Annotated in this window: 20 protein-coding genes and 2 pseudogenes; 7 read left to right on the forward strand and 15 right to left on the reverse strand. The window is 71.6% G+C overall.

Annotation, left to right across the window (positions count from 1 at the left end; all coding sequences use genetic code 11):
• Positions 1-3 precede the first annotated feature (3 nt).
• On the reverse strand, positions 4-435 hold the full coding sequence (locus tag OG900_02620) for a MarR family winged helix-turn-helix transcriptional regulator (GenBank protein WUH89132.1): 432 nt from the start codon (positions 433-435) through the stop codon (positions 4-6).
• A 123-nt stretch (positions 436-558) separates the two neighbouring features.
• Between OG900_02620 and OG900_02625 the strand changes: the two genes are divergently transcribed.
• Complete coding sequence (locus OG900_02625; protein ID WUH89133.1) at positions 559-1,425, forward strand: NAD(P)H-binding protein; 867 nt, start codon at positions 559-561, stop codon at positions 1,423-1,425.
• Here OG900_02625 and OG900_02630 read toward each other — a convergent pair.
• The 5 genes and pseudogenes from OG900_02630 to OG900_02650 all read right to left on the reverse strand — a co-directional run bounded on the left by OG900_02630 (position 1,411) and on the right by OG900_02650 (position 7,141).
• The gene (locus OG900_02630; GenBank protein ID WUH89134.1) at positions 1,411-2,187 is read right to left on the reverse strand and encodes a L,D-transpeptidase family protein; all 777 of its coding nucleotides are present in this window, start codon (positions 2,185-2,187) and stop codon (positions 1,411-1,413) included. The genes OG900_02625 and OG900_02630 overlap by 15 nt on opposite strands.
• 598 nt (positions 2,188-2,785) lie before the next feature.
• On the reverse strand, positions 2,786-3,121 hold the full coding sequence (locus OG900_02635) for a hypothetical protein (GenBank protein ID WUH89135.1): 336 nt from the start codon (positions 3,119-3,121) through the stop codon (positions 2,786-2,788).
• Between the two features lie 408 nt (positions 3,122-3,529).
• The gene (locus OG900_02640; GenBank protein WUH89136.1) at positions 3,530-4,339 is read right to left on the reverse strand and encodes a DUF4184 family protein; all 810 of its coding nucleotides are present in this window, start codon (positions 4,337-4,339) and stop codon (positions 3,530-3,532) included.
• A gap of 115 nt (positions 4,340-4,454) precedes the next feature.
• Positions 4,455-6,713 (reverse strand): cellulose binding domain-containing protein, encoded by a 2,259-nt coding sequence (locus OG900_02645; GenBank protein ID WUH89137.1) that lies wholly within the window; start codon positions 6,711-6,713, stop codon positions 4,455-4,457.
• Between the two features lie 309 nt (positions 6,714-7,022).
• Positions 7,023-7,141: pseudogene (locus tag OG900_02650) on the reverse strand (transcriptional regulator).
• On the opposite strand from OG900_02650, the pseudogene OG900_02655 reads away from it, so the two are divergent.
• Together OG900_02655 and OG900_02660 are read left to right on the forward strand one after the other, a co-directional pair.
• A pseudogene (locus tag OG900_02655) lies at positions 7,131-7,283 on the forward strand (SAM-dependent methyltransferase). The pseudogenes OG900_02650 and OG900_02655 sit on opposite strands and share 11 nt — an antisense overlap.
• A gap of 122 nt (positions 7,284-7,405) precedes the next feature.
• Positions 7,406-8,500, forward strand: coding sequence for an esterase-like activity of phytase family protein (locus tag OG900_02660; GenBank protein WUH89138.1), 1,095 nt, complete (start codon positions 7,406-7,408; stop codon positions 8,498-8,500).
• Between the two features lie 64 nt (positions 8,501-8,564).
• Here OG900_02660 and OG900_02665 read toward each other — a convergent pair whose 3' ends face one another.
• On the reverse strand, positions 8,565-9,329 hold the full coding sequence (locus OG900_02665; protein WUH89139.1) for a G1 family endopeptidase: 765 nt from the start codon (positions 9,327-9,329) through the stop codon (positions 8,565-8,567).
• Positions 9,330-9,531: 202 nt separating this feature from the next.
• On the reverse strand, positions 9,532-10,347 hold the full coding sequence (locus OG900_02670) for a LuxR C-terminal-related transcriptional regulator (GenBank protein ID WUH89140.1): 816 nt from the start codon (positions 10,345-10,347) through the stop codon (positions 9,532-9,534).
• Between the two features lie 203 nt (positions 10,348-10,550).
• Here OG900_02670 and OG900_02675 point away from each other — a divergent pair, with 203 nt between their 5' ends.
• On the forward strand, positions 10,551-11,342 hold the full coding sequence (locus tag OG900_02675) for a hypothetical protein (protein WUH89141.1): 792 nt from the start codon (positions 10,551-10,553) through the stop codon (positions 11,340-11,342).
• Between the two features lie 140 nt (positions 11,343-11,482).
• Here OG900_02675 and OG900_02680 read toward each other — a convergent pair whose 3' ends face one another.
• Entirely contained in the window at positions 11,483-12,169 is a 687-nt protein-coding gene (locus OG900_02680) for an alpha/beta hydrolase (protein WUH89142.1), read from the reverse strand.
• Between the two features lie 212 nt (positions 12,170-12,381).
• Here OG900_02680 and OG900_02685 point away from each other — a divergent pair, with 212 nt between their 5' ends.
• Positions 12,382-12,900 carry a hypothetical protein gene (locus OG900_02685; protein WUH89143.1) on the forward strand — a complete coding sequence of 173 codons (519 nt, stop codon included), beginning with the start codon at positions 12,382-12,384 and terminating at the stop codon, positions 12,898-12,900.
• Between the two features lie 384 nt (positions 12,901-13,284).
• Positions 13,285-14,085 carry an AfsR/SARP family transcriptional regulator gene (locus OG900_02690; protein WUH89144.1) on the forward strand — a complete coding sequence of 267 codons (801 nt, stop codon included), beginning with the start codon at positions 13,285-13,287 and terminating at the stop codon, positions 14,083-14,085.
• Positions 14,086-14,097: 12 nt separating this feature from the next.
• Here the strand turns inward: OG900_02690 and OG900_02695 are convergent, their stop codons facing one another.
• Positions 14,098-14,334 carry a hypothetical protein gene (locus tag OG900_02695; GenBank protein ID WUH89145.1) on the reverse strand — a complete coding sequence of 79 codons (237 nt, stop codon included), beginning with the start codon at positions 14,332-14,334 and terminating at the stop codon, positions 14,098-14,100.
• 388 nt (positions 14,335-14,722) lie between these two features.
• Here OG900_02695 and OG900_02700 point away from each other — a divergent pair, with 388 nt between their 5' ends.
• On the forward strand, positions 14,723-15,595 hold the full coding sequence (locus OG900_02700; GenBank protein ID WUH89146.1) for an AfsR/SARP family transcriptional regulator: 873 nt from the start codon (positions 14,723-14,725) through the stop codon (positions 15,593-15,595).
• A gap of 19 nt (positions 15,596-15,614) precedes the next feature.
• On the opposite strand, the gene OG900_02705 is transcribed toward OG900_02700, so the two are convergent.
• From OG900_02705 to OG900_02725, 5 genes are all read right to left on the reverse strand, one after another.
• Entirely contained in the window at positions 15,615-16,397 is a 783-nt protein-coding gene (locus tag OG900_02705) for an alpha/beta fold hydrolase (protein WUH89147.1), read from the reverse strand.
• Positions 16,398-16,630: 233 nt separating this feature from the next.
• On the reverse strand, positions 16,631-17,620 hold the full coding sequence (locus OG900_02710) for a 2-oxoacid:ferredoxin oxidoreductase subunit beta (protein WUH95593.1): 990 nt from the start codon (positions 17,618-17,620) through the stop codon (positions 16,631-16,633).
• Positions 17,621-17,660: 40 nt separating this feature from the next.
• Positions 17,661-19,577, reverse strand: a complete 1,917-nt coding sequence (locus OG900_02715) for a 2-oxoacid:acceptor oxidoreductase subunit alpha (protein WUH95594.1) — start codon at positions 19,575-19,577, stop codon at positions 17,661-17,663.
• Positions 19,578-19,757: 180 nt separating this feature from the next.
• The gene (locus OG900_02720) at positions 19,758-21,431 is read right to left on the reverse strand and encodes a tryptophan 7-halogenase (protein ID WUH89148.1); all 1,674 of its coding nucleotides are present in this window, start codon (positions 21,429-21,431) and stop codon (positions 19,758-19,760) included.
• A gap of 13 nt (positions 21,432-21,444) precedes the next feature.
• Positions 21,445-24,291, reverse strand: a complete 2,847-nt coding sequence (locus OG900_02725) for a DUF2791 family P-loop domain-containing protein (protein ID WUH89149.1) — start codon at positions 24,289-24,291, stop codon at positions 21,445-21,447.
• Positions 24,292-24,302: the final 11 nt, after the last annotated feature.

The following is a 24,302-nucleotide window of genomic DNA, read 5'->3' on the forward strand; positions in this document are numbered from 1 at the left end:
CGGTCAGGAGTCCGGGCCGAGCAGGCCTTCCGCCGTGCGGGCGACCTTCGCCAGCGCGTCCATCAGGCATGCCAGTTCGGCCCCGGTCAGGCCCGCGGTGACCTGCTCCTCCAGATCGCGGCGCGCGGTCTCCACCGGTTCCCGCAGCGCGCGCCCCGCGTCGGTGAGCCAGAGCCGGACCAGCCGGTTGTCGCGGTCGTCGCGGCGGCGTACGAGCAGTCCTGAGGCGGTCATCCGATCGGCCATCTTGACCACGGTCGGGGTGGTGACGTGCAGCTTCGCGGCGACCTCGCCCGGTGTCCTGCCGTCCTGCCGCCACAGTGCTGCGAGCAGGTGGTGCTGGCCGTAGTGCAGGCCGTTCGCGCGCATCGTCTCGTCGGCGAGCGCGCGCAGCACTTTGGTGGTCCTGCTGTGCAGGTCGAGGAATTCGGGCATCGCGGCCTTCCGGCGGCGGGCGCGGCACGGGCCGCCCCCGGAATCGATTGACGGCTAATGATTAGCCGACTAGCGTCCTCTCCCGTCAGGTCATTAGACGGCAAACGACCTCAGGAGATCCCGATGATACTCGTCACCGGCGGCACCGGAAACATCGGCCGCGAGCTGGTCAGACAGCTCGACGCGGCGGGCGCGGCGCTCCGCGTCCTGGTGCGCGACCCGGCCCGCGCCGCCGCACTGCCCGCCGCCGCCGAGCGCGTCACCGGCGACCTCACCGCTCCGGCGACGCTGACGGCCGCCTTCGCCGGCGCCGACCGGCTGTTCCTCCTCACCCCGGGCATCGCCACCGACACCGCGGCCCACGCGGTCGCCGCCGCGCAGGCCGCGGGCGTACGGCACATCGTGCTCCTGTCCTCCACCAACGTGCTGGGCGACCCGATGCCCGCGATGGGCCGCTGGCACCACACCCGCGAGCAGATCGTCCGCGACTCCGGCATCCCGGCCACCGTGCTGCGGCCCGGCGGCTTCATGACCAACGCGCTGGACTGGCTCCCCACCATCCGCGAGGGCGGCTACGTCCTCGACCCGGTCGGCCCCGGCCGCATGGCCCCGATCGACCCCGCGGACATCGCCGCGGTCGCCGCGCACGTGCTGACCGGCGACGGGCACGAGGGCCGCGACTACGCCCTCACCGGCGCCGAGTCCTTCACGGTGGCCGAGCAGGTGGCGGTCATCGCGGCCGCCGCCGGCCGGCCGATCGCGGTGCGCCCCGCGGGGACCGCGCGGGAGGTGGTGGCTGCCCGCTTCCCGAACGGCGCTCCGCCCGCCCTCGCCGACGCCGTCGTCGAGGGCTTCGCGCTGATGCGGGCCGACACCACGGGATTCCGCACCGACACCGTCGAGCGGCTGCTCGGGCGCGAGCCGGCCACCTTCGCCGGCTGGTGCGCCCGGCACGCCGACGTCTTCAGGACCGCCTCAGCGGGCCAGTGAGGCCGCGTCACCCATGACGACCACCGGGTGCAGCGCCGGGTCGAGCGCGGCGAGCAACTCCTTCATATGCGCCTCCGAGACGCTGACGCAGCCGTGGGTGGGGCCGCCGTGGTCGACGTGCAGCCAGATCCCGCCGCCCCGCGAGGCACCCATCGGGCGGGTCCAGTCCAGCGGGGTCACCCCGGTCCTGCGGTTGTAGTCGATCGCGACGACGTAGTCGAAGGACCCGGCGAGCGGCTCGCCGCGGAAGCCGCGCCCGCCGATGTCGAAGCCCCCGGAGTGGTGGTAGGGGAGTTTCGTGCCCGGGTCGGACAGCAGCCCGCCGGCGTCGGAGAGCGTGAACACCCCGATCGGGGAACGCAGGTCGTCCGCATGGTGGTCGGTGGTCCAGCCGTCCTTGGCATTGTGCGCGGGCCAGGCGGTGCCCGGCAGCCAACTGCCGTCCGCCGCCCGCCGATAGAGGACGACGGTGGCGTCGGAGGAGTTGCGCGAGCGCCCGGTCACCACGACGGCCTGCCGGGTCTGCGCGGGTATTCGCGCCAGCGTCTGCGCCCCGAGCCCCGGCAGCTGCCGGGGTGCGGCGGGCGTACGGCTCGGCGCCGGCGCGGTCGTGGCGGCCGGGCCGGCCGGCCGTCCGTCCGTGACGACCGGCGCGGCCCGGTCCTGCGCGGCCGTGCCGATCGGGGTGCCGCAGCCGGCGAGCACGGCGATCGCCGCGGCGCCGAGGCCGGACAGCAGGACGCGGGGGGAAGGGGAAGGCATGGGGTGGAGCCCTTCGGTGCAAGAGGGTGCGGAAAAAGGCGTGTTACGCCCGCGGGGGCGGCCCGCGCCCGCTCGGAGATCGCTCTCCCGGGCCGCGGCGGCCCGGTCGTACGTCAGTACCCATACCCCTGCAACCACCTGGCATGACCGGAAGGTTGCCCCAGGTCCCGCCACGGATGCGCCCGCGCCACCGGATACGGATACTCCCGCTGGGAATTCCAGGTCCACACCGGCGGCAGCGGCACCACCGGCGGCGACACCACCGGCGGCACCGGCACCGGCGACTGCGGCACCGAGAACGCCGCCCTCGGCCACCCGGCCACCCTCCTCCCCCCAGGACGACGACCCCGGCTACTCCGCCGCCTACGGCGTCGACGGCAGCACCATCAGCCGCTGGTCGAGCGCCTCGACCCGCAGTGGTTCCAGGTCGACCCCGGCGCGAGCCTGCCCGTCTGCCGGGTCGTGATCACCTGGGAGAACGCGTATGCGAGCCTTCCAGCTCCACCACCGGCGGCACCGGCGGCAAGCAGAGCATCGACGTCACCGGCAGCGGCCGCTACGTCCGGATGTACGGCACCGCCCGCGCCACCACGTACGGCTACGCGATGTGGGAGTTCGCGGTCCACACGGTCGGCGGGGTGACCGCGACCATCCCACCGCCGCCGTCGCGGCCCGCGCCCGGCGACTGCCCGTGGCTCAACTCCACGACGGCCACCTCCACCACGGCCGCCCAGCTGATGGGACAGATGTCGCTCCGGAGGACGGCCCCGCCGGTGTCGGCGACGGGCTCGGCGGGGTGACCCGGATGCCGTCCGGCATGGTGTCCGCCGCGACCTTCGACCCGCGGTGGCAGCAGAGCTACGGCGACGCGGTCGGCCAGGAATTCGCCGCCAAGGGTGTGCACGTCGCCCTCGGCGGCGACGGTGAACATCATCCGCGACCCGCGCTGGGGCCGGTCGTACGAGACCTTCGGCGAGGACCCGTACCTGCCTCAAGGTCGGCTACCTGTGGTATGACACGAACAACCTGACCCCGCTGTTCCCGTTCGGCTTCGGGCTGTCCTACACCAGCTTCTCGTTCGGCGACCTCCAGGTCGGCGCGGTCTCCGGCGGGCAGGCCACGGTGAAGGCGACGGTCACCGACACCGGCAGCCGGGCGGGCACCGAGGCTGCCCAGCTCTACGTGGCCGATCCGTCCGCCGCGGGCGAGCCGCCGCACCAGCTGAAGGGATTCCGGCGGATCAGCCCGGCCGCGGGCGCGTCGGGCACGGTGACCTTCACCGTCCCCGAACGCCCTTCCCGAGCCTGGTCGCGCCGCCTGCCACGGCGAACAGCCCGACCGTTCACACCGCTCCCCTGCGGCGGCCCAGCGCGGTACGTGCCACCGCCGCATAGCAGGCCAGGCCCACCGCGGCGCCGGCGCCGCCGCCGAAAGCGACGGTCGGCACCAGGTCGAGGACGCCGGCGCTGCGCAGCGGGCCGTGGTCCCAGCGGGCGAGGCGCGCCGCCGCCCCGGCCGCCGCGGCCGCGCCCACCAGGACGGTCGCGGCGACCCTGGTGCGGGAGGACAGCCGGGGCCGGGGGCGCGGCGGTACGTCCGCGGGCGCCGCGCGCAGGGTGCGCGCCACGTACCAGCCGACGATGCCCAGCCCCAGGACGGACGACCCGAACTGCAGGTCGTAATACAGCGGGCGGCCCAGCACCGTACGGTCGAGCACCGGCAGCAGCCGGACGCCGGCCCGGCCGCCGTGGGTGAAGGCGTCCCAGGCCACATGCGTCGCGGCGCCGACGGCCGCGGACAGCGCGAAGCGGCCGGCGCCGGCAAGGCCCCGGGTCCGCCCGGTCGGCGCGGTCATGGCGTCCGCGGCGTCCGCCCACCGGCCGGGCAGCAGCGCGACCAGCGGCTCGCGCAGCAGCCAGTGCCAGCCGGCGGCGAGCACCGCGGCGATCGCCACATCGGCGGTGGGCACACCGAGCGGACTGTGCGTGAAGACCCCGAAGCCGAAGGTGCCGTGCACCAGCGAGTCGGTGAAGTAGGGGACGTCGGGTGCCAGCGAACCGGCGACCAGCGCCGAGGCCACCAGTGGTCCGCGCGGCCGCCCCTCGCGCAGCATCGGCAGCACAGCGGCGGGATGACTGAGTGTGAACGGCATCCCGCCATCTTCCCCGGGAAGGTGCGCGGCGGGCGGACGGGGGGGCGTCGTGTCCCCCGTCCGCGCCGGCCGGCGGCCCGGGTCGGGCGGTGGTCAGGATGCCGTCAGGGCGTGGTCAGGGCGTGTAGACCTGCGGGCGGGGCGGGGTCGACATGCCGTTGCCGAGGAAGAAGCTCGGGTGCGGCGGCTGGTTGTACGCCGTGTTCTGCCACGCGATCGCGGTGCGGTACTGGGTGTCGTGCAGCAGGGTGGTGATGCGGAGGTCGGTGGGGGTGGGGGTGGCGTAGATCCGCAGCGCCCGGTTGTCGGTGGTGGGCCAGACGACCTCCTCGCGCCAGTCCCCGAAGAGGTCGCCGGACAGGGTGGGCGTCGCCTTGGTGCCGTTGTTGGAATGCACCCCTGAGGCGGTCAGCAGCCGGGTGTCGGAGCTGGTGCCGTACTTGTCGATGTGCGTGCCGTCGAGCAGTTCGCGCACCGGGTCGCCGTCCCACCAGGCCAGGAAGTTCGCCGAGCCGGGCTTGCGGCCGATGTTCTGGCCGGTGGTGCTGTAGAGCCCGCTGACGCTCGCGGACCACGACTCGGCACCCGGGCTGCCCGCGTAGACGTCGTCCGAGACTCCGCGGCCGTTGTCGCAGCCGCAACTGGCGTTGGACCAGAGGATCTTGCCGGTCTTGGCGTCGGCGAACCAGGCGGCGAGCTTGGAGGTGTCCTCGTCGACCTTGAAGACCTCCAGGCCGGGGTGGGAGGGGTCGAGGTCGCCGACGTGCAGGGCGTCGCCGTGGCCCTGCCCGGTATTCCACAGCCCGTGGCCGTTGTCGTCCACGGCCATGGCGCCGTATTCGATCTCGTCCTTGCCGTCGCCGTCGAGGTCGGCGGTGACGAGCTGGTGGTCGCCCTGCCCGGCGTAGGCGCTGTTGCCCGAGTCGTTGCTGTCGAAGCGCCAGCGCTCGGTGAGCTTGCCGTCCCGCCAGTCCCAGGCGGCGATCACGGTGCGGGTGTAGTAGCCGCGGGCCATGACGATCGAGGGGCGCTTGCCGTCGAGGTAGGCGGTGCCCGCCAGGAAGCGGTCCACCCGGTTGCCGTAGCTGTCGCCCCAGGAGGAGACGGTGCCGCGCGGCGGGTCGTAGTTCACCGTCTGCATCGCGGCGCCGGTCTGCCCGTTGAAGACGCTCAGGTATTCCGGTCCCGACAGGACGTAGCCGGCGGAGTTGCGGTAGTCGGCGCCGGAGTTGCCGATCACCTTGCCGGCGCCGTCCGTCGTGCCGTCGGCGGTCTTCATGACGACCTCGGCCTTGCCGTCGCCGTCGTAGTCGTACACCTGGAACTGCGTGTAGTGCGCGCCCGAGCGGATGTTGCGGCCCAGGTCGATCCGCCACAGCCGGGTGCCGTCGAGGGTGATGCCGTCCAGGACGGTGTCACCGGTGTAGCCGGACTGGGAGTTGTCCTTGGAGTTGGTGGGATACCACTTCAGTACGAGGTCGAGCCGGCCGTCGCCGTCGAGGTCGCCGACCGACGCGTCGTTGGCCTCGTAGGTGTAGGCGACGCCGTCGGGGGTGGTGCCGCCGGCCGGCGGCGAGATCGGCACATCGTGGTAGCCGCTCGCGAACGACAGCGACGCGGGGGACGCGGCCTGCTCGGCGCCGTTCACCACCGCCCGCACGGTGTAGGACGCGTCGGCCGCGGCGCCGGAGTCCAGGTAGTCCGTCGCGCCCGTCAACGGGGCCGAGTTGACCTTGGTGGCGCCGCGGTAGACGTTGAAGGCGACGTTGTCCGGGTCGGTGCCGAGCCAGCGCCACGAGACGAGGTTGCCGGAGCCGCTGCGGACCGAGATGACCCCGCGGTCGAGCTTCTCGACCTGGCGGCCCTGGCCGGACTGGGGCGGGGTGGTGGGCGTCGTCGTCGTGGGGGTCGCCGTGGGCGTCGTGGTGGTCGTACCGCCGGTGCAGGCGGTGCCGTTGAGGGTGAAGGCGGTCGGGGCGGTGGGCGTGCCGGAGCCGGTGACAGCCCCGTTGAACCCGAAGGAGGCCGAACCCCCGGTCGGTATCGCGCCGTTGTAGCTGACGTTGGTCGCCGTGACCTGGCTGCTGTTGAGCGTGACGTCCGCGTTCCACGCCTGCGTCACCGTCTGCCCCGACCCGAAGGTCCACTTCAGGCTCCACGACGACACCGCGTCACCGAGGTTGGTGATCGTGACGGCGGCGCCGAAGCCGCCCTGCCAGGTGCTGGTGATCGAGTAGCCGACGCTGCAGCCGGCAGCGGCGGCCGCGTACGACGGGGCCGCCTGGACGGCCCAGGTGGTGCCGGCCGCGATGAGCGCGCCGACCGCCGACGCCGCCCAGGCGCGGCGGCGCGCGCGTTTCCGACGGGTGGTCATGGATCCTCCAGGGGTGGGGGGAAGGAAGCCGTGGGTTGGAACGTTTTAAACATTCCGACCCAGTGTGGGAGCGCTCCCACGACCTCGTCAACGGTTCCCCCGAAATTTTCGCGCCCGCTGGCCGCCCCGCGGCGGACGGGCGGCGCACCCGCCGGGTGACCGCCCCTCGCGGTGCGCCGCGGGTGGGGCGCGCGGGCTTCCCGAACCGCCCGTGGGGCACGAGGCCGACCGCACAGGAGCACAACACCGGCGCCGCGCCGGAGGCGCTGACCCGCGGGGTGGCGACACCCGAGCCTGGGAGGTGGCACTTCACCGTAGTGCGTCGATTGCGCGGACGATCAGAGCAGCGCCTCCGACCCGTACACGGCCATGCCGCGCAGCTGCTCGAACGCCCGCAGGTAGAGGGCGATCTCGCTTGGCCGTGTGATGTTCGCCTACCGCTACAGCTACCGCCCGGCCGTCTGGGAGCGCCCGCTGACCCGCGCCGGATTCGCCTCGGCCGAGGCCCGCGTCCTGGACGCCCCCGAGCCCGGCCACATCGGCACCCTGCTGGTGCGCGCCCAGGCCTGACGCCGAGCCCCCGGCGCTCGGGGTTCAGCCGGGCGTCGGCCGGTGTACGCCCGCTGCTTCGTCGGAGGGTCGACAATCGGGCTGGTACGTACGCCAGTTGTCGGTCGATGTGGAGTGTCACTGTGCGCGTGAAAGCCCTTCTCGCAGGTTCGTCCGTCGTCCTCACCATGGCCGCGTGCCTGGCCGCGGCCGGACCCGCCCAGGCCCACGGCAGTCGGACGGGCCACCGTCCCGCACCGCCTGCCGCCGCCGGTTGGTGCTCCGCGTCCGTGGCCGTCGACGGCTTCTCCGACGCGCTCGACAAGACGACCTTCGACGGCACCTTCGTCGGCAACCTCTCCGCGCTGGCTCCCGACGCGCACGGCACTCTCGACGCGCTCTCCGACCGGTCCTCGCTGTTCACCCTGAGCGGCCGCACCCTGGGCGACCTGGCGCCGCGCAAGGTGGTGCCGCTCGCCGACGAGCAGGGCCAGCCGCTGGACTCCGAGGCCATCGCCGTCGACCGGGACGGTACGCGGCTGATCACCTCCGAGGTGGAGCCGACGATCCGCCGCTACAGCCGTGACGGCGGCACCGTCCTCGGCAGCCTGCCGGTGCCGCAGGAGCTGAAGGTCGCCCCCGCGGGCCGCGCCACCGGCAACCTCACCTTCGAGGGCCTCGCCTTCCAGCCGGGCGGGCGGACCCTCGTCGCGTCCATGGAGGGCGCGCTGTCCGGCGACGACCGCACCACCGTGCGCTTCCAGACCTGGCAGCGCGCCGGCTCGACGGGCTTCCGGCTCGGCCGCCAGTACGCCTACCCCGTCGACACCGACGCCCACGGCGCCCTCCTCGGCGTCTCCGACATCGCGGCCACCGGCGACGGCCGGCTGCTCGTCCTGGAACGCGGCTTCACCGCCGGGGTGGGCAACACCGTGCGGCTGTACGCGGCCGACCTCTCCCGCGCCACCGACGTCAGCGGCGTCACCGACCTGACCGGGCAGAAGAACGTACGGCTCGTGCGCAAGACGCTGCTCGCCGACCTCGGCGCCTGCCCGTCCCTCGGCGCCACCGCCAAGCAGCCCCAGACCAACCCCCTGCTCGACAACATCGAGGGCATGGCCGTCACCGGCCACGACCTCGGCGGCCGGCTGCGACTCCTGCTGGTCAGCGACGACAACCAGAACCCGGCGCAGATCACCCGGTTCTACGAGCTGAGCGTGCGGCTTCCGAGGGGCTGACGCACGGCGGCACCGACGGCGGGGGCAGACGCTCGGTACGTGCCCCGCCATCGGTGGTCGTACGTCAGTGGTCCGTGGCCGAGTAGATCGGGAACGAGTTCCCGGCGGCGTTGAACGGGCCGGGGCTGGCCACCGTGAAGAAGCCGGAGGACGGCAGGGACAGCGCGGTCCAGTTCAGCGTGCCCATCGGGATGCCGTTGACCGTGGTGTTGGCGAAGGTGACCTGGTTGAACGGCGCCATGTAGGTGGTGTTGGCCTCGGCGATGACCTCGGCCTCCTCGTCCGCCCCGCCGCTTTTCACCGTGGTGTGCGACCAGCCGCGGGTGGCGTCGCTCAGGATCAGCGTGTAGCCGCCCCCGTTGTCGTGGTTGACGGTCGCGGTCAGCGTGTCGCCGGGGGCCACCGGGTCGCCGTAGTAGACCGGCGGAGCCGGCACCATCTCGTACCAGGCACGGTAGACGGGCCTGCCCGAACTGCAGATGGCGGCGACCCCGGTCTGCTCGACCTGGCTCTTGTCGTTGTAGCCGTTGAACCCGACCCAGAAGGCGGCCGAGTCGATGGTCCGCAGGCACGAGACGCTCGGCAGCACCCACGAGGCGTTGACCTGGTGCAGCGACTGCGGGGCCGCGGTGACCACATAACCGGACCAGTTGGAGCTGGTGGCCGATCCGCCGAAGGGGACGGCATCCCCCGGAGCGCCGTGCAGCGCGGCCCGGAAACCGGGATCGAGGGTGCCCCTCGCGCCGGCGCCGGGGGTAGCGGCGACGAACAGGGCGAGCAGGCCGAACAGTGCGAGGGCAGGGGTGGGGCGGCTGGCGCGTCGGCGCATGGACGGTCTCCTGGGCGGGCGTCGGTGGCGCGGGGCTGTGGAGGTCTTCCGCCAGCGCGACAGCCTGCCCGGGGCGTACGGGCGGTGCCACGCGTACGCCGACGGTCGCAGATATCCGATCGACGCGATATCGCGAAACCAGACAATCGGCTGGGCCCCGCACGCGAAGGCAGTGTCGGAGCGCGTGCTCGGCTGCCCTTGGTCAGCGGGTCCGACGCTGATCGGGCGCTCCCGCCGGAAACGCGCGGGCGACCGCGGCCATGCGGTGGGAAACGTGCAGCCGGCGGTAGGCGTTCTCCAGGTGCTTGCGCACTGTTCCCTCGGACAAGCCCAGCCTGCGGGCGATCTGGACGTTGGTGTGTCCTGCGGCGAGCAGGTGCATCAGTTGCCACTGCCGGGGGGTGAGTTGGGGTGTGGGGTGGCGGCGCCGTTCGGCGTCCAGGTAGGCCTCGTGCAGGTGCGGCCGCAGCAGCGTGAAAAGCGCGCGGTCGCGCTCGGAGAAGTCCGGACCCGGCCCGCGGAAGAGGAAGATCCGCAGGGTCCGGCCGGGGCCGCTGGTTCCCGGAGTTCCGGCGGGCATGCAGAGCATGAGCTCGTGCTCGATCCCCAGCGGCCGGTAGTAGTCGGTGTACATTCCGGTGCTGTGCCACTGCCTGGCCGAGTAGAAGTCCGGGATCGTCACGACACTGCGCAGGTCGGCGCTACGGTCGGGGTAACTGCACGGCTGGCAGTCCCAGTAGTGGTGCCAGTGCGTCAAGTCGGCGTCGTCATCAGCCTCGTCGGCTTGATCGGCCTCATCGGGCGTCTCGCCACCACCAGGTCCTGTCTGCGCCAGCCACCACTCCTGCCGGTGACTGTCGAAACCTGCGACGGTCAGTGCGTCACAGCGGATCTGGCCCATCAAGTCTGCGAGCAGGGACGGTGGCAGCCCCTGTTCCGGCACATCGGCGCGTACCTCTTGGACCATCCCCGCCAAGGCGCGCAGATCCAGATCGCTGACCGATAACAAGCTCGGCATCGGGCCCCCCATCACCTCTGGCAGCGTATTCGGCTGCCGGGGTCCCGGGCATACGCAAACCCTCGTATGGTGGCCCGCCTTCGGGCCCGCCCAAGATGCACGTGACCGACTGTGACGCGGCGTACGAGGACCTCTACCCGCTCACAACTGGGCCGGAGCCCAAGGGCGACGGCCGCACGTTCTCATGGAGGGGAGTTCGTAGGATGTCAGGAACCTTGACCGCCCGGCTGTCAGGCACGGTGACCGCGCTGGCCACCGCTGTCGTCATGGTGGCCGTGACCGGGTCGACACCCGCCCAGGCTGTCTCGATCGGGGATTTCACCGGCTACGTGGGCTATGTGAAGCAGGCATACGACGCGTATCAGAAGTTCTTCGGAGGGGCGCTCACCCTGGACCAGGCGACGACGCAGATCGAGAATGCGATCACCGTCGCCAAGACCGAGATCCTCGACGAGATCGACGCGGTCCAGGCGGCCGACGTGCAGGCGTGCGCCCGCAGTGCGGTGATCGAGGTCGCCGACATCCGAGTGCTGTCGCCGGACAACGCACAGGCGTTCGCCGCCGCCACAACGAGTTGCGTCACGCTCGCCCAGGCGGACGTCAACGCGTTCTCCGACCCGCACGCGGTGGACAGCGTCGGTTTCGCGCTCAACACCGTCGGCCCTATCGCCCTGTTCGCCCGCACCTATGCCGGCGAGAGCACCGTGCTGCTCAAGTCCACCCTGGCCTCGGCCGAACAGTCCACGATCACCCGGCTGACACCGCACTGCTTCGGCACTCCGCTGTGGGGCGACACCGAGCCGGGCGCCACGTCCGTCGAAGTCCAGCTGCAATGCACGGCGTTCAACGGCACGTCCGGCTTCGACTCGGTCTTCATCAAGCTCAAGCGCGGGCAGCCGCTGCCGCGACTGAACTACTCGTACGCCATCGAGCAGGCGATGACGGCGACGAGCTATCCGGTGGCCGAAGCGGCACTCCCCCTCCTGGCGGGCTGACCGCCCGGCCTTTCCGGGGCCGGCGGCCAGGGCGCCGCGCCCACCTCACGAGGGTCTTCCGTACACGATGCCGCAAGCATTCAGGTGGGCGCCGGTCAGCGGATCGACGTATCAAGGGACAGGCTCCCCGGTCAGTACATCTATGCCTCAAGGGACTTCGCGGCCTCACGGATCACATCGAGGACGAAGTCAGGATGCGAGAGCATGGGAACGTGGCTGCTGTCCACGGGACGAAGATTGGCGCCCATGCGCTCGGCGGCGGACCGCTCCAGGTCGGGGTGCACGGTGCGGTCGTTGTTGGCGACGATGAACCAGCTGGGCTTCGTCCGCCAGGCGGTGCCGGGAACCTGCTGATCGAACAGGTCCGCCACCGGCACGGCGCCCGTCGCCAGAACGAGCTTCTGCTCCGCTTCCGGGAGGTCGCCGCAGAAGTCCTGGATGCCCGAGGGCTTGAGCCACACGCGGCCGTCAGCGACTTCCACCTGATCGAAGACGGGCGTGCGTGGGAATTTGTCCTGCTGCTCCTGCGACGTCTCGTCCTCGTCCGGGGCGAGCGCGGCGATGTACACGAGCGCGCCGACGCGCTCATGGGTGCCCGCTTTGGTGATCAGGGTCCCACCGTAGGAGTGACCGACCAGCACGATCGGGCCGGGAACGTGGTTGAGCGTGAAGTTGACGCACGCCACGTCGCTTTCGAGCGAGTCGAGGCCGTGCTGCGAGGCGAACACCTCGTGCCCCTCGGCCTGGAGCGTGGGGATGAGCTTGTTGAAGCACGACCCATCCGCCCAGAGTCCGTGGGCGAAGACAATGCTGGGCTTGCCCGTCATGACGTTTCCTCCTACGGAGAGATCAAATATGCAACATTGCACCATATTGCACGTTAAGTGCCTTACTTTTGCGTGATGGCCAGGCGTGTCGCCCGATCCCCATGAGTGGGCGCTCGACCGTCTACCGACGAGATCGGGTCGCGCCCATGTCCGTTCCACGGACTTCGCGTGGGATGCGGCCGAGGGCGCGTCCACCTCCTTATGGTGGGCTGGTGAACCGCCTCCTGCCCTGGCCGCGAAGAGACCAGACCGGTCGGCCACTGGCCAGGACGGACTACGCGGGAGCCCTTTACGGGTCCCTGCTCGCTGCCTCCGTCATCGCAGCGGCCAGCGCGGTCGGTGACTCTCCCCGGCTCCAACTGGTGGTGCTGCTCCTCGTGACCGGCCTGGTCTTCTGGGCCGCGCACGTCTACGCCCACCTCGCCGGCGAACGGCTCGCCGGCCGCCGCCTCGGGTGGGCGGAGGCGCGACGGGTCGGGCGGCGCGAGTGGCCGATCGTCGAGGCGGCGGTACTGCCTGCCGCAGCGGTGGCGCTGAGCCCGCTCCTGGGGCTGGGCCTGAGCGGTACGGCGTGGCTCGCGCTGGCGATCGCCGTGGCGCAGCAGGTCGCCTGGGCCTGCATCGGCGCTCTCCATGCCGGCGCCTCCCGCGCAATGGCGAGCGTCGAGGGCATGGTCAACCTCGTCCTGGGTTTGGCCATCGTGCTGGCGAAGGCGTCCTTGGGACACTGAACATTCCCCACCCCCGGATCCCGAGCAGCATGCCATCGTGCCGCGCCTCGTACGGCAAAGCCGGAGCGGGTCTGTCAAATGAACGGTCTGTTCCGTAGGCGGTGGTGACGTTGCTCCTCCGCCACCACCTTGCTCAGCACATGGGCACGCGTCGGCGCCGCACGGCACGGGCGGGGCGCGCCAGACGGGCGATGGGGCCGGGCGCGCGGGGTCAACCGCGGGGAGAACCAGGCGGGAAAGGGCGCTCTCGGGGGACGAGGGATGCTCCTGGGGGTGGGGTGGTGACGGCCCGTCGGACGGGGGTGGCGCCGGTAGAGTGAGGGACTGGCAGCCGGACCTGGGGTCCGCCGCAGCCATACCCGACGCTGCGGAGGAGTGACCGGTTTGGAGTTCGGTGTACTCGGGCCGTTACGGGTCCGTGACGCGGACCGTGACCACACGCCCACCGCGCCCAAGCAGCGCCAGCTGCTGTCGCTGCTGCTGCTCGACGCGGGCAAGGTCGTCCCGGCCGGCACCTGCGTGACCGAGCTGTGGGGCAGCGCCCCGCCGAGCAGTGCCGCCGCGACCCTGCAGTCGTACGTGCTGTCGCTGCGCCGGATGCTCACCGCGATGCCGAGCGTCGGCAGTGCTCCCGCGGCCCGGCGGCTGCTGGAGACCCGGGAGAACGGCTACTCGCTCGTGGTCCCGGTCGACGCGCTCGACCTGGAGCAGTTCAGGGCGCTGGCACGCCGCGGCACCGCGCTGATGCACCGGGACGACCGCGGCGCCTCCCGGCTGCTGGCACTGGCGCTGGCCCTGTGGCAGGGTCCGGCGCTCGCCGGGGTGCCGGCCGGCCCGGTGCTCGCCGGGCGGCTGCGGGTGCTGCACGAGGAGCTGCTCAGCGTACGGACGCAGCGCATCGACGCGGACCTGAGCCTGGGGCGGCACCGCGAACTGCTCGACGAGCTGGACGGGTTGGCCGCGGGGCAGCCCGCGGAGGAGTACGTCCAGGCGCAGTACATGCTGGCGCTGTACCGCTCGGGCCACCGCGACCGGGCACTGGTGGTGATGGGGCGGCTGCGCCAGGTGCTGCGTGACGAGCTGGGGCTCGAACCGTCCTCGTGGGTGGAGAACCTGCACCTCTCGATGCTGGACGGCGGCCCGTCCGACCGGTTCGGCCCCGGGGAGGCCGGCCCGAGGCGATGACGCCCGAGCGCGTCACTTCGCGCTGTCGCCGATCGCGTCGATCTCGGCCATCAGCATGAGCTCCACCCTGGTCAGCGGAATTCCCCGGCACATCCGCTCCGGGTGCCCGGCAGGCGGGCCGACCACATCCGGCGGCGGCGCCGATTCGGGATATGCCGTGTCCGGATCGGGCATATGGAACCAGAACATGGCGAGGCTCCCGAGCCCCGTGGTTAATTGCTTGAGCAGCCACCGGGAGATGCGTCTCATCCGGTGACAGTAGAGCGCGGCTGCAAAGCCCACATAAAGCGGAACCGGCGCCGCCCGGCCCCGGGCGCTTCGGCCCGTCGGGCCCTGATACCCGGATCCGGACGCTCTGACGTCTTCTGCGGCCTCTGCTCGGGCTTGCGCGCGGACGCTCGCAGCGGCGGTCGCCGGCGGAAAAGAATGCGCCCCTTCGCCTCGGGAACCGTAGGCAGCACGACGGCCGCTCGGTAAGCTCGTCGCATCAGTCATTACCACGGTGACCAGTTCGTTTGGTACGTCACACCCTGTCCGTACGCGCAACAGCACTGCCCGGTGGATCAGTTCGCCGCACCGGGCGACAGGCCACTCCGTCACGGGGACGGGGTGCACGCGATCGTTCAGAGGGGACCACGTGGACAGCCCGAAGGTCTTCGAACCGGCGGCGGGGCACGAGCGGTTGGCGCCCACGGCGGCGCCCTCGGTGTCGCTACGGCTGCTGGGGCCGCTCGAAGTGGTCGCCGGCGCGACGGAAGTGCCGCTCCCCCAGCGCAAACTGCGGCAGCTGCTGGCCACTTTGCTGATCCGGCCGAACGCCACCGTCTCCAGCGACTCGCTGATCCGTGACCTGTGGGGCGACCAGCCGCCGGCCACCGCGGTGTCGGCACTGCGGGTGTACGTCTCGCAGTTGCGCAAGTTCCTCGCACGGCACGGGCTCGACAACTGGTGCATGCTGCGGACCAGGACACCCGGCTACCAACTCGCGCTCGACGACGGCGTCCTGGACACCGTCAGGTTCGAACGGCTGTGCCTGCAAGGCCGCGAGCGCGCCGGCGCCGGCGACCTGGAGGCCGCCTCCCGCCTCTACCGCGAAGCGCTGGCGCTGCGCCGCGGACCCACGCTTGAGGACCTGCGGGACGGTCCCGCGCGGGCGGGTGCCGCCCTGCAGTACGACGAGGCGTGGATAACCGCGCTGCGCCGCCGTATCGACGTCGACCTGACGCTGGGGAGCCACCACGAACTGGTCGGCGAGCTGCGCCGGTTGACGGCCGAGGACCAGCTCGACGAGGGCTTCTGCGCCCGCCTGATGCTCGCGCTGCACCGAAGCGGCCGCAGCGGCGAGGCGCTCGACGTCTACCGGCGCACCCGGGCCCGGCTCATCGAGGAGCTGGGCATCGAGCCCGGTGTGGAGCTGCGCACGGCCCACCGGACCGTACTGTCCGACAACACCCTCGTCCCGGCGGCGGCCGCGACGGTCGGAGACGCGGAGGCGGCCGCGACGGCCTGAGGCCCGTGCCCGGCCCGGCTCAGCGGCCGGGCGCCGTCGGCCGCCGGGCGGTCGCGAGCCGGTCGAGGACCAGGCTGCCGATCTCGGGCCAGCGGTCGGACAGGAAGAAGTGGCCGCCGGTGTAGGTGCGCACCTCGCAGCTCGCCGCGGTGTGCCGCGTCCAGGCCCGCGCCTCCTCGTCGGTCACCCGCGGGTCGCTGTCCCCGGTCAGCACGGTGACCGGGCACCCCAGCGGCGGCCCCTGCGGGTGCCGGTAGGTCTCCACCGCCCGGTAGTCGCTGCGCAGCACCGGCAGCGACATCCGCAGCACCTCCTCGTCCGCGAGCACCTCGGGCGGTGTGCCGTCCAGCGCGCGGATGTCGGCGAGCAGCGCGTCGTCGCTCGCGAGGTGCAGCTTCTCGTCGCGGTACGCCGAGGGCGCCCGCCGCCCGGACGCGAACAGCCGTACGGGCCCGGCGCCGTCGGCCTCCATGCGCCGCGCGACCTCGTAGGCCACGACCGCGCCCATGCTGTGCCCGAATAGCGCGAGGCGCTCCCCGCGCCAGGGGGCCAGGGCCGCTGCGGCACCGTCGGCGAGCTGGGCTATGTCGTCGAGCAGCGGCTCCCGACATCGGTCCTGGCGGCCTGGGTACTGCACACAGAGCACATCGGTCCGCTCCCGCAGTTCCGCGGAGAACGGGTGGAAGAAGCCGGCGGCGCCGCCGGCGTGCGGGAAGCAGACGAGTCGCGCGGGCGAGGCCGTGTACGGGTGGAAGCGGCGCACCCACGTCCGGGTGGTTGCGCCGGTGAGTGTATGCGACACGATTTTCCTCACGTCGTGGTCGTTGACGCCCCGAGCGGGGCGCCGGCTTCTACGGTCCCCCTTCGGCAGGGGGTCCCGACAGGGGCGCGGGGAACTGCGCGACCGGCCGTCGACGGGCTGCACGTCGTCACCGGCCCGAAGGGGCAGTTCGGTCCGTGCCGGACCACCGGCCGATGGTGGGTTGGTCGCGCCGTTCCCCGCGCCCTAGGCCTGCTTCTTCCCTGCCGGGAAGGCTAGGGGACGGTCCAGGTGTCGGTGCCGGCGAGCAGGCCGGCCAGGTCGCCTTCGCCCTGGCGGGTGACGGCGAGGTCGAGTTGCTCGGCCATGTCGGTGTCGTAGACGGGGCGGGTGGTGTCGCGCAGGACACCGATGGGGGTGTGGTGCAGGGTGTCGGGGTCGGCCAGCCGGGACAGGGCGAACGCCGTCGTGGGGCTGGCGGCGTGCGCGTCATGGACGAGGACCTGGTCCGCCGTGGCGTCGGTGACCTCGATCACCGCCAGGTCACCGGTCACAGGGTCGCGCACGACACCTTTGGATCCGAAGCGGATGGGTCGGCCGTGTTCGAGGCGGATGACGGCTTCTTGCGCGGTCGCACTGTCTTTGAGGGCGTCGAAGGCGCCGTCGTTGAAGATGTTGCAGTTCTGGTAGATCTCCACCAGCGCTGTCCCGGGGTGGTCGGCGGCCGCCCGCAGCACCGACTGCAGATGCTTGCGGTCCGAGTCGATGGTGCGGGCCACGAAGCTCGCCTCCGCGCCGATCGCCAGCGACAGCGGGTTGAACGGCGCGTCCAGCGATCCCATCGGTGTGGACTTGGTGATCTTCCCGGTCTCCGACGTCGGGGAGTACTGCCCCTTCGTCAGCCCGTAGATCCGGTTGTTGAACAGCAGGATCTTCAGGTTCACATTCCGCCGCAACGCGTGGATCAGATGGTTCCCGCCGATCGACAGCGCGTCCCCGTCGCCCGTCACCACCCATACCGACAGGTCACGGCGGGACGTGGCAAGCCCCGTCGCGATCGCGGGGGCCCGGCCGTGGATGGAGTGCATACCGTAGGTGTTCATGTAATACGGGAAGCGGGAGGAGCAGCCGATCCCGGAGATGAAGACGATGTTCTCGCGGGCCAGGCCCAGCTCGGGCATGAACGACTGGACGGCGGCCAGGACCGCGTAGTCGCCGCAGCCGGGGCACCAGCGGACTTCCTGGTCGGATTTGAAGTCCTTCATCGACTGCTTGCCGGTCGCTTTGGGGACCAGCGTGAGCGCCTCAGACACTGCCACCCACCTCCTCCTGCTGCTGCTGCTGCGGGTTCATGATCGCGGTGATGGCCTGGGCAAGCTGCTCGGCCTTGAAGGGCAGGCCGGTGACCTGGGTCAGCGAGGAGGTGTCGACCAGGTAGCGGGCCCGCAGCAGATGCGCGAGCTGCCCCAGGTTCATCTCCGGGACCACCACCCGCTCATAGGCGCCCAGCACCTCCCCCAGATTCGCCGGGAACGGGTTCAGGTGCCGCAGGTGGGCCTGGGCGATGTGCTCGCCGCCGCGGCGGATCCGCCGCACCGCCGCCGTGATCGGCCCGTACGTCGACCCCCACCCCACCACCAGCGTCCGCGCACCCCCCGTGGGGTCGTCGACCTGAACGTCGGGCACGGTGATCCCGTCGATCTTCGCCTGCCGGGTACGGACCATCAGATCGTGGTTGGCCGGGTCGTAGGAGATGTTGCCCGTGCCGTCCTGCTTCTCGATCCCCCCGATCCGGTGCTCCAGCCCCGCCGTGCCCGGCACCGCCCACGGCCGCGCCAACGTCTCCGGATCCCGCAGATAGGGCCAGAACGCCTCCGTCCCGTCGGCGTCCACATGATTCGGGCCCTCAGCGAAATCGACCCGCAGATCGGGCAGCTCACCGACCGCCGGGATCCGCCACGGCTCCGAGCCGTTCGCCAGATACCCGTCCGAGAGCAGGAAGACCGGGGTGCGGTAGGCCACCGCGATCCGCACGGCCTCCAAAGCGGCCGTGAAACAGTCCGCCGCCGTGGCCGGCGCGACCACCGGCACCGGCGCCTCACCGTTGCGGCCGAACATCGCCTGCAACAGATCGGCCTGCTCGGTCTTGGTCGGCATACCCGTCGACGGCCCGCCGCGCTGGATGTCCACCACCAGCAGCGGCAACTCCAACGACACCGCCAACCCGATCGTCTCCGACTTCAGCGCCACCCCCGGCCCCGACGTCGTCGTCACCGCCAACGCCCCACCGAACGCCGCACCCAAAGCCGCGCCGATCGCCGCGATCTCGTCCTCGGCCTGGAAGGTCCGCACCCCGAAGTTCTTGTGCCGCGACAGCTCATGGAGGATGTCGGAGGCCGGGGTGATCGGATACGACCCCAGGAACAGCGGCAGCCCCGACTGCCGCGACGCCGCGACCAACCCGTACGACAGCGCCAGATTCCCCGAGATGTTCCGGTACGTCCCCGCGGGGAACGCCGCCGACGCCGGCGCGACCTCGTAGGAGACCGCGAAGTCCTCGGTGGTCTCCCCGAAATTGAAGCCCGCACGGAACGCCGCGACGTTCGCCGCCGCGATATCCGGCTTCTTCGCGAACTTCCGCAGCAAGAACGCCTCGGTACCCTCCGTCGGCCGGTGGTACATCCACGACAGCAACCCCAGAGCGAACATGTTCTTCGCCCGCTCCGCGTCCTTCCGCGCCAGCCCCGAGTCCTTCAACGCCTCCACCGTCAGCGTCGTCAACGGCACCCGGTGCACCGCGAACCCCGCCAGCGAATCGTCATCCAGCGGACTCGACGGCCACCCGACCTTCGCCATCGCCCGCTTCGTGAACTCATCGGTGTTCACGATGACCTCCGCACCCCGCGGCAGATCACCCAGATTCGCCTTCAACGCCGCCGGATTCATCGCCACCAGCACATCCGGCGCGTCACCCGGCGTCAGAATGTCATGATCCGCGAAATGCAACTGGAACGACGACACCCCCGGCAACGTCCCCGCAGGCGCCCGGATCTCCGCCGGGAAATTCGGCAGCGTCGACAGATCATTACCGAACGACGCCGTCTCCGACGTGAAACGATCACCCGTAAGCTGCATACCATCACCGGAATCACCCGCAAACCGGATAATCACCCGGTCCATGCTCTGGACCTTCTTGGCGGTCCTGAACGATTCGTCGGGCACGGTGGCGGCCGGTGTCTGCTCCGCCTCTTCGACCTGGCTGGTCACGTTACTGGGCCTCCTGAAGCAGCGGCTGCCCCCGCTGGGCAGCACTGGCCGGACCGGCCGGCCCCGATTGGGGTCTCGGGGCGAGCCGGTCCGGATCGACGCGCCGGGCCGCGGTCCTTACCGCGGCCGGCTTGTTCACTCACCGCCTTTGAGTCGCATCCTGACCAGGCCCTTGCTGGCGTTGATCATGCGCGGGCCGATCTCCGGCGGGGCCTCGCGGCGGCACCAGACGGCATTGCGCGCCATCTTGCCGGGGGACATGTTGAAGCAGCGGGTGTCGCGCTCGCCGAGCCGGAAGGAGGGTGCGATGAAGTCGGCGTTCTTGATGTGCTCCAGGATCCGGTGGGCCGCGGCGGTCGCCTCGGTCTTGCCCTCCTCGACGAGCTGGCACTGCTCGCGTACCAGCCGCCCCATGTCGTTGAAGCCGGGGCTGACCGGCAGCGGCGATCCGGGGTATTTGGTCTGCTCCAGCTCCAGGAAGACCTCGTCCTTGCCGGTCTTCATGAACCGGTAGTAGGCGTCCTCCAGCATGACGTTGCCGAGCATGGTGCCGAGCATCCAGGTGCGGTTGACGGCGTTCCACAGCTCGTAGTTGCGGAAGCCGACGAAGGAGCTGTAGACGATGTCGTCGTGGAAGTCGAACAGCCCCTGCTGGAGGGCGTCGACGTAGCCGAACCGCTCCTGCGACCAGTCGCCGTCGCGGGACGCGGCGATCAGCCGCCAGCCCAGCGCGTTGACCACTTCGAGGGTGTTGGTCAGGCCGCGTGAGTAGAGCGCGTCGATGAAGCCGGCCGCGTGGGAGGTGAGGCAGTAGCGCTCGCCGACCACCTGGTTCGCCGAATACTGCAGACGGCCGGTGGACACCCAGGGGCGTACGGCCTTGGCACCCTCGAACTGCCAGGCGATCTCCGGGAAGCGCTTGAGGAAGTCGGCGAACTCCTGCTCGGCGCTCAGCTCGCCCTTGGGGTATTTGCGCGGGTCGAGGGTCAGGCCGACGCTGCACAGCGGGTTCTGCGCGTTCTCGTGGTTGTCGAACGGGATGACCCACAGCCAGCCGCCGTCGAAGACGTGGTGCAGGGTGCCGTTGTGCCACGGGTTGGGCTGGTCGTGCAGCTTCGCGGAGGGCGCGTCGTCGAACCGCTTGACGCCGATCATGTGGGTGAACATCGCCCGGGTGTGGGTCTTGGCGCGGGTGGGCGTCTCGCGCAGGCCGAAGCGCTCGGCGAGCGGCGAGCGGAAGCCGCTGCCGTCCACGACGTATTTGGCGCGGAATTCCTCGCCGCTGTCGGCGCGCAGCACCGCACCCGTCGCCGGGTCGATGTCGACGTCGGAGATCCGGGTGGCGAGCCGGGCGTGGGCGCCGTATTTCACCGCGACGTTGAAGAGGTACGCGTCGATGTCCTGGCGGAACAGGTGGGTCTCGGTCCTGATCGCCGCGGGCACCACGAGCTGGTTGATCTCGTGCGGGTTCTGCTGCTCGCCCTCGCGGTGGTAGACGAAGCCGAAGTTCTGCTTCTGGCCGCAGCTGCGGGTGACGTGCTTCTGGATGCCCTTGAAGCTGGACAGCGGCATCAGCTCGGGCACCTGGTAGCGGTCGGCGAGCAGCCGGGTCATGCCGGAGGTGTACGGGATGGTCGACTCGCCGACGGCGAACCTGGGGTGGGTGCCCGCGTCGAGCAGGAGCACCCGCACGCCGTTGCGGGCGAGTACCGCCCCGAGGAGGCCGCCTGCCATGCCGCTGCCGAGGATGGCCACGTCGAATTCGTTGCTGCGCGGGTGGGCGGAACTGGAGTGCTGCACGTCCCTCACCTAGCCTTCCTTGTCAACAGGTCTGCCGGTCGGTTACGGCCGCCAGCGTGCTTTCCGCCGGCAGTTGGGTTCGGGTGGTGACGCCGAGCTTGCGGAAGATCCTGGTGAGGTGCTGCTCGACCGTGCTGACGGTGACGACCAGCTTCTGCGAGATCTCCTTGTTGGTGTGGCCCCGTGCTGCGAGCACGGCGACCCTGCGCTCGGCGCCGCTGAGCTGGGCGATCGCGGCGATCCTGCTGTCGCGCTCCCCCGCTGGTGAGTCGCTGCCGGCGAGTTCCGCCACCAGTTCGCGCTCCAGCGGTACGGCACCGGCCTCGCGGGCCAGCCGGAGGGCGGACTCGCGCGGGGCGCGGGCCCGTCCTGGACGGCCGGACTCGGTGTGGGCGCGGCCGAGGTCGGACAGGGCGCCGGCCAGCTGCAGCCGGTCGCCGCAGATCTGCAGCACCTCGACGGCCTCGCTGAGCAGCGGCACTCGGGCGGCCGGCGGGCCGGCCGCGGCGAGCACCCGCAGCGACATGCCGCGGGCGCGGCTGGGCCGCAGGTCGACCATGTCCATCTGCTCGCGGGCCAGGGTGTAGGCGCGGTTCTGGTCGCCGAGCATCACATGGGCGCGGGCGGCCTCGCTGCGCCAGGGCACCAGCGTGGGCTGGTCGAAGCCCCAGCGGGCCATCAGGTCGCCGCAGGCCATGAAGTCGTCGAGGGCGGCGTAGGGGCGCCCGGTGGCGAGGTGGTAGTAGCCGCGGGCCTGCAGGAAGTAGAGCCCGAAGCGGCTGGAGAACATCCCCTCGGGGAAGGAGAACTGGAGGTACGCCGCTGCCGCCTCGAAGTCGCCGGTGTCGGTGGCGGCCTGTACGAGGTTGGCCAGCGGGCCGCCGATGCAGACGCCCCAGCTGTCGGCGGGCACCTGGGCGAGCGCGGCCTCGGCGAGCAGCCGGGCGCGGGCCGGGCGGCCCTCGCGCAGCGCGATGCCGGCCCGCAGCGAGGAGAATTCCGCGACCCACAGCGGGACGTGGCGGGCGCGTGACTCCTCCAGCCAGTGGTCGCACCAGCTGCCCGCGGCGTCGAGCCGGTCGGAGAAGCCGAGTGCGGCGACCGCGCACATCAGCCACTCCTGGGTGTTCTTGCCGAGCCGCATGGCCCGCATGGCCTCTTCGGCGACCGAGGCGACGGCGTCGTCGGGGCCGTGGGCCAGGACGTGCGACAGGGCGGCGGCGCCGCGTACGCGCGGGTCCTCGTCGGAGCGTGAGCGGTGGCCGGCGTCCAGGACGGGCCGGCGGGCGCCGCGGCCCTGCTGGGTGACCAGCACCGGATACGACGCGGACAGCAGCTCGCGGGTGGCGCGTACCTCGACCGCCCAGCCGGGGTCGGACAGCTCCTCGCGTTCGACCATCCGCTGGACGGCGTCGACGGCCTCGTCGAAACGGCCGTGCCACAGCAGGTACTTGGCGAGCATCAGGGCGTGCCGGTCGGGCAGCCGGCCGTCGCGCAGGGCGACGGCGAGTTCGCCGAGGTGCGGGGCGCTGATGGACGGGTTGAGCGCCCAGGCGGTGGAGGCGAGCAGCGCCTTGAGGCAGACCTGTTCGCCCTCGTCCACGCAGATCCGCAGGGCCGCGTCGAGGCAGGCGTGCGCCTCGGAGGTGCGATTGCCCGCCAGGTGCCTTTCCGCCGCCTCGCGCAGCAACGTCCCGGCCCAGGGCTGGGCGATCTCGTCGCAGGCCAGCAGGTGGCTGGCGACGCGGGTGACGGCGGCGCCCTCGCGGTAGAGCAACTGGGCGGCGCGCTGGTGCAGTTCGCAGCGTTCGGCGGCGCTGAGGCTGTCCAGGACCGCCTGCCGGGCGGCGGGGCCGCGCAGCCGGCGGCCGGTGAGCAGGCCCGCGGAGTGCAGTGCCTGCTCGGCCCTGGCGATCTCGGCGGGCTCGCCGTCGAGGAGGGCGCCGGGCAGCAGCAGGCCGTCGCTGAGGTCGCCGTCGAGGATGCCGAGCACCTGGGCGAGCCGCAGCAGCGGGGTGCGGCCGCGGTGCAGCAGGCTCAGGTACATGTCGCGGTAGGCCTCGCCGCAGGACAGCCGTACGTCGGCGGCGTGCCGGTGGCCGGGGGCCGCGCCGAGGTTGTCCTCGGCCAGTGCCCGTACCAGCAGCGGGTTGCCGCCGCTGGCCGCGTGGCAGGCGGCGCCCAGCTCGGCTGCGGCCAGGGCCCCGAGGTGGTCGGCGATCAGCTCGCTGACCCCCGCGGGGGTCAGCGGACCCAGGGTGATGCGGCGGTAGTTGGGCTGCCGCATCAGTTCGGCGCGCAGCCGGGGGTAGACCGGCCGGGACAGCGGGCATTCGGTGAGGGCCAGTGCGATCCTGGACGACCGCAGCTGGCGTACGAGTTGGAGCAGCCAGTAGAGGGATATGTCGTCGGCGAGCTGGATGTCGTCCACGCAGAGCAGCACCGGGGTGTGCTCCGCGGTGTCGAGCACCCACAGGACCAGGCGGCGCAGTGCCTCGGTGACGGCGGGGTGCAGGGCCGCCTCGTCGGCGCCGCTGTCCTGGTCGGCGAAGGGCGGGAAGGCGCCGACCCGCTCCAGCAGCGGCGAGACGCCGGCGGTGTCGCCGTCGGGGCCGCCGGCCAGCGGGGCGGTACAGCGCAGCAGTTGGTTGAGCACCCCGCCCGGCGAGCGCTGCTCGGCCGCCGAGCACACCGCGTCCAGCACGACGTAGCCCTGCTCCGAGGCGCGCTTGAGCAGTGCGGTCAGCAGCTCGGACTTGCCGCATCCCATGGCGCCGCTGATCAGGACGGCGCCGCCGGTGCCGGCCGCGCATTCGGTGAGCAGGTCGTCGATCTCCGCGATCTCCGCGGTGCGTTCGATGAGCCGCATCGGTGCTCCTC

The sequence above is a fragment of the Streptomyces sp. NBC_00433 genome (assembly GCA_036015235.1).
In the GTDB taxonomy this organism is placed as follows: domain Bacteria; phylum Actinomycetota; class Actinomycetes; order Streptomycetales; family Streptomycetaceae; genus Actinacidiphila.

Excerpts from the sequence above, each read along its gene's own strand:
- OG900_02620 (WUH89132.1), bottom strand. The coding sequence starts at position 435 with ATGCCCGAATTCCTCGACCTGCACAGCAGGACCACCAAAGTGCTGCGC.
- OG900_02625 (WUH89133.1), top strand. The coding sequence starts at position 559 with ATGATACTCGTCACCGGCGGCACCGGAAACATCGGCCGCGAGCTGGTC.
- OG900_02630 (WUH89134.1), bottom strand. The coding sequence starts at position 2,187 with ATGCCTTCCCCTTCCCCCCGCGTCCTGCTGTCCGGCCTCGGCGCCGCG.
- OG900_02635 (WUH89135.1), bottom strand. The coding sequence starts at position 3,121 with ATGATGTTCACCGTCGCCGCCGAGGGCGACGTGCACACCCTTGGCGGC.
- OG900_02640 (WUH89136.1), bottom strand. The coding sequence starts at position 4,339 with ATGCCGTTCACACTCAGTCATCCCGCCGCTGTGCTGCCGATGCTGCGC.
- OG900_02645 (WUH89137.1), bottom strand. The coding sequence starts at position 6,713 with ATGACCACCCGTCGGAAACGCGCGCGCCGCCGCGCCTGGGCGGCGTCG.
- OG900_02665 (WUH89139.1), bottom strand. The coding sequence starts at position 9,329 with ATGCGCCGACGCGCCAGCCGCCCCACCCCTGCCCTCGCACTGTTCGGC.
- OG900_02670 (WUH89140.1), bottom strand. The coding sequence starts at position 10,347 with ATGCCGAGCTTGTTATCGGTCAGCGATCTGGATCTGCGCGCCTTGGCG.
- OG900_02675 (WUH89141.1), top strand. The coding sequence starts at position 10,551 with ATGTCAGGAACCTTGACCGCCCGGCTGTCAGGCACGGTGACCGCGCTG.
- OG900_02680 (WUH89142.1), bottom strand. The coding sequence starts at position 12,169 with ATGACGGGCAAGCCCAGCATTGTCTTCGCCCACGGACTCTGGGCGGAT.
- OG900_02695 (WUH89145.1), bottom strand. The coding sequence starts at position 14,334 with ATGAGACGCATCTCCCGGTGGCTGCTCAAGCAATTAACCACGGGGCTC.
- OG900_02710 (WUH95593.1), bottom strand. The coding sequence starts at position 17,620 with ATGAAGGACTTCAAATCCGACCAGGAAGTCCGCTGGTGCCCCGGCTGC.
- OG900_02725 (WUH89149.1), bottom strand. The coding sequence starts at position 24,291 with ATGCGGCTCATCGAACGCACCGCGGAGATCGCGGAGATCGACGACCTG.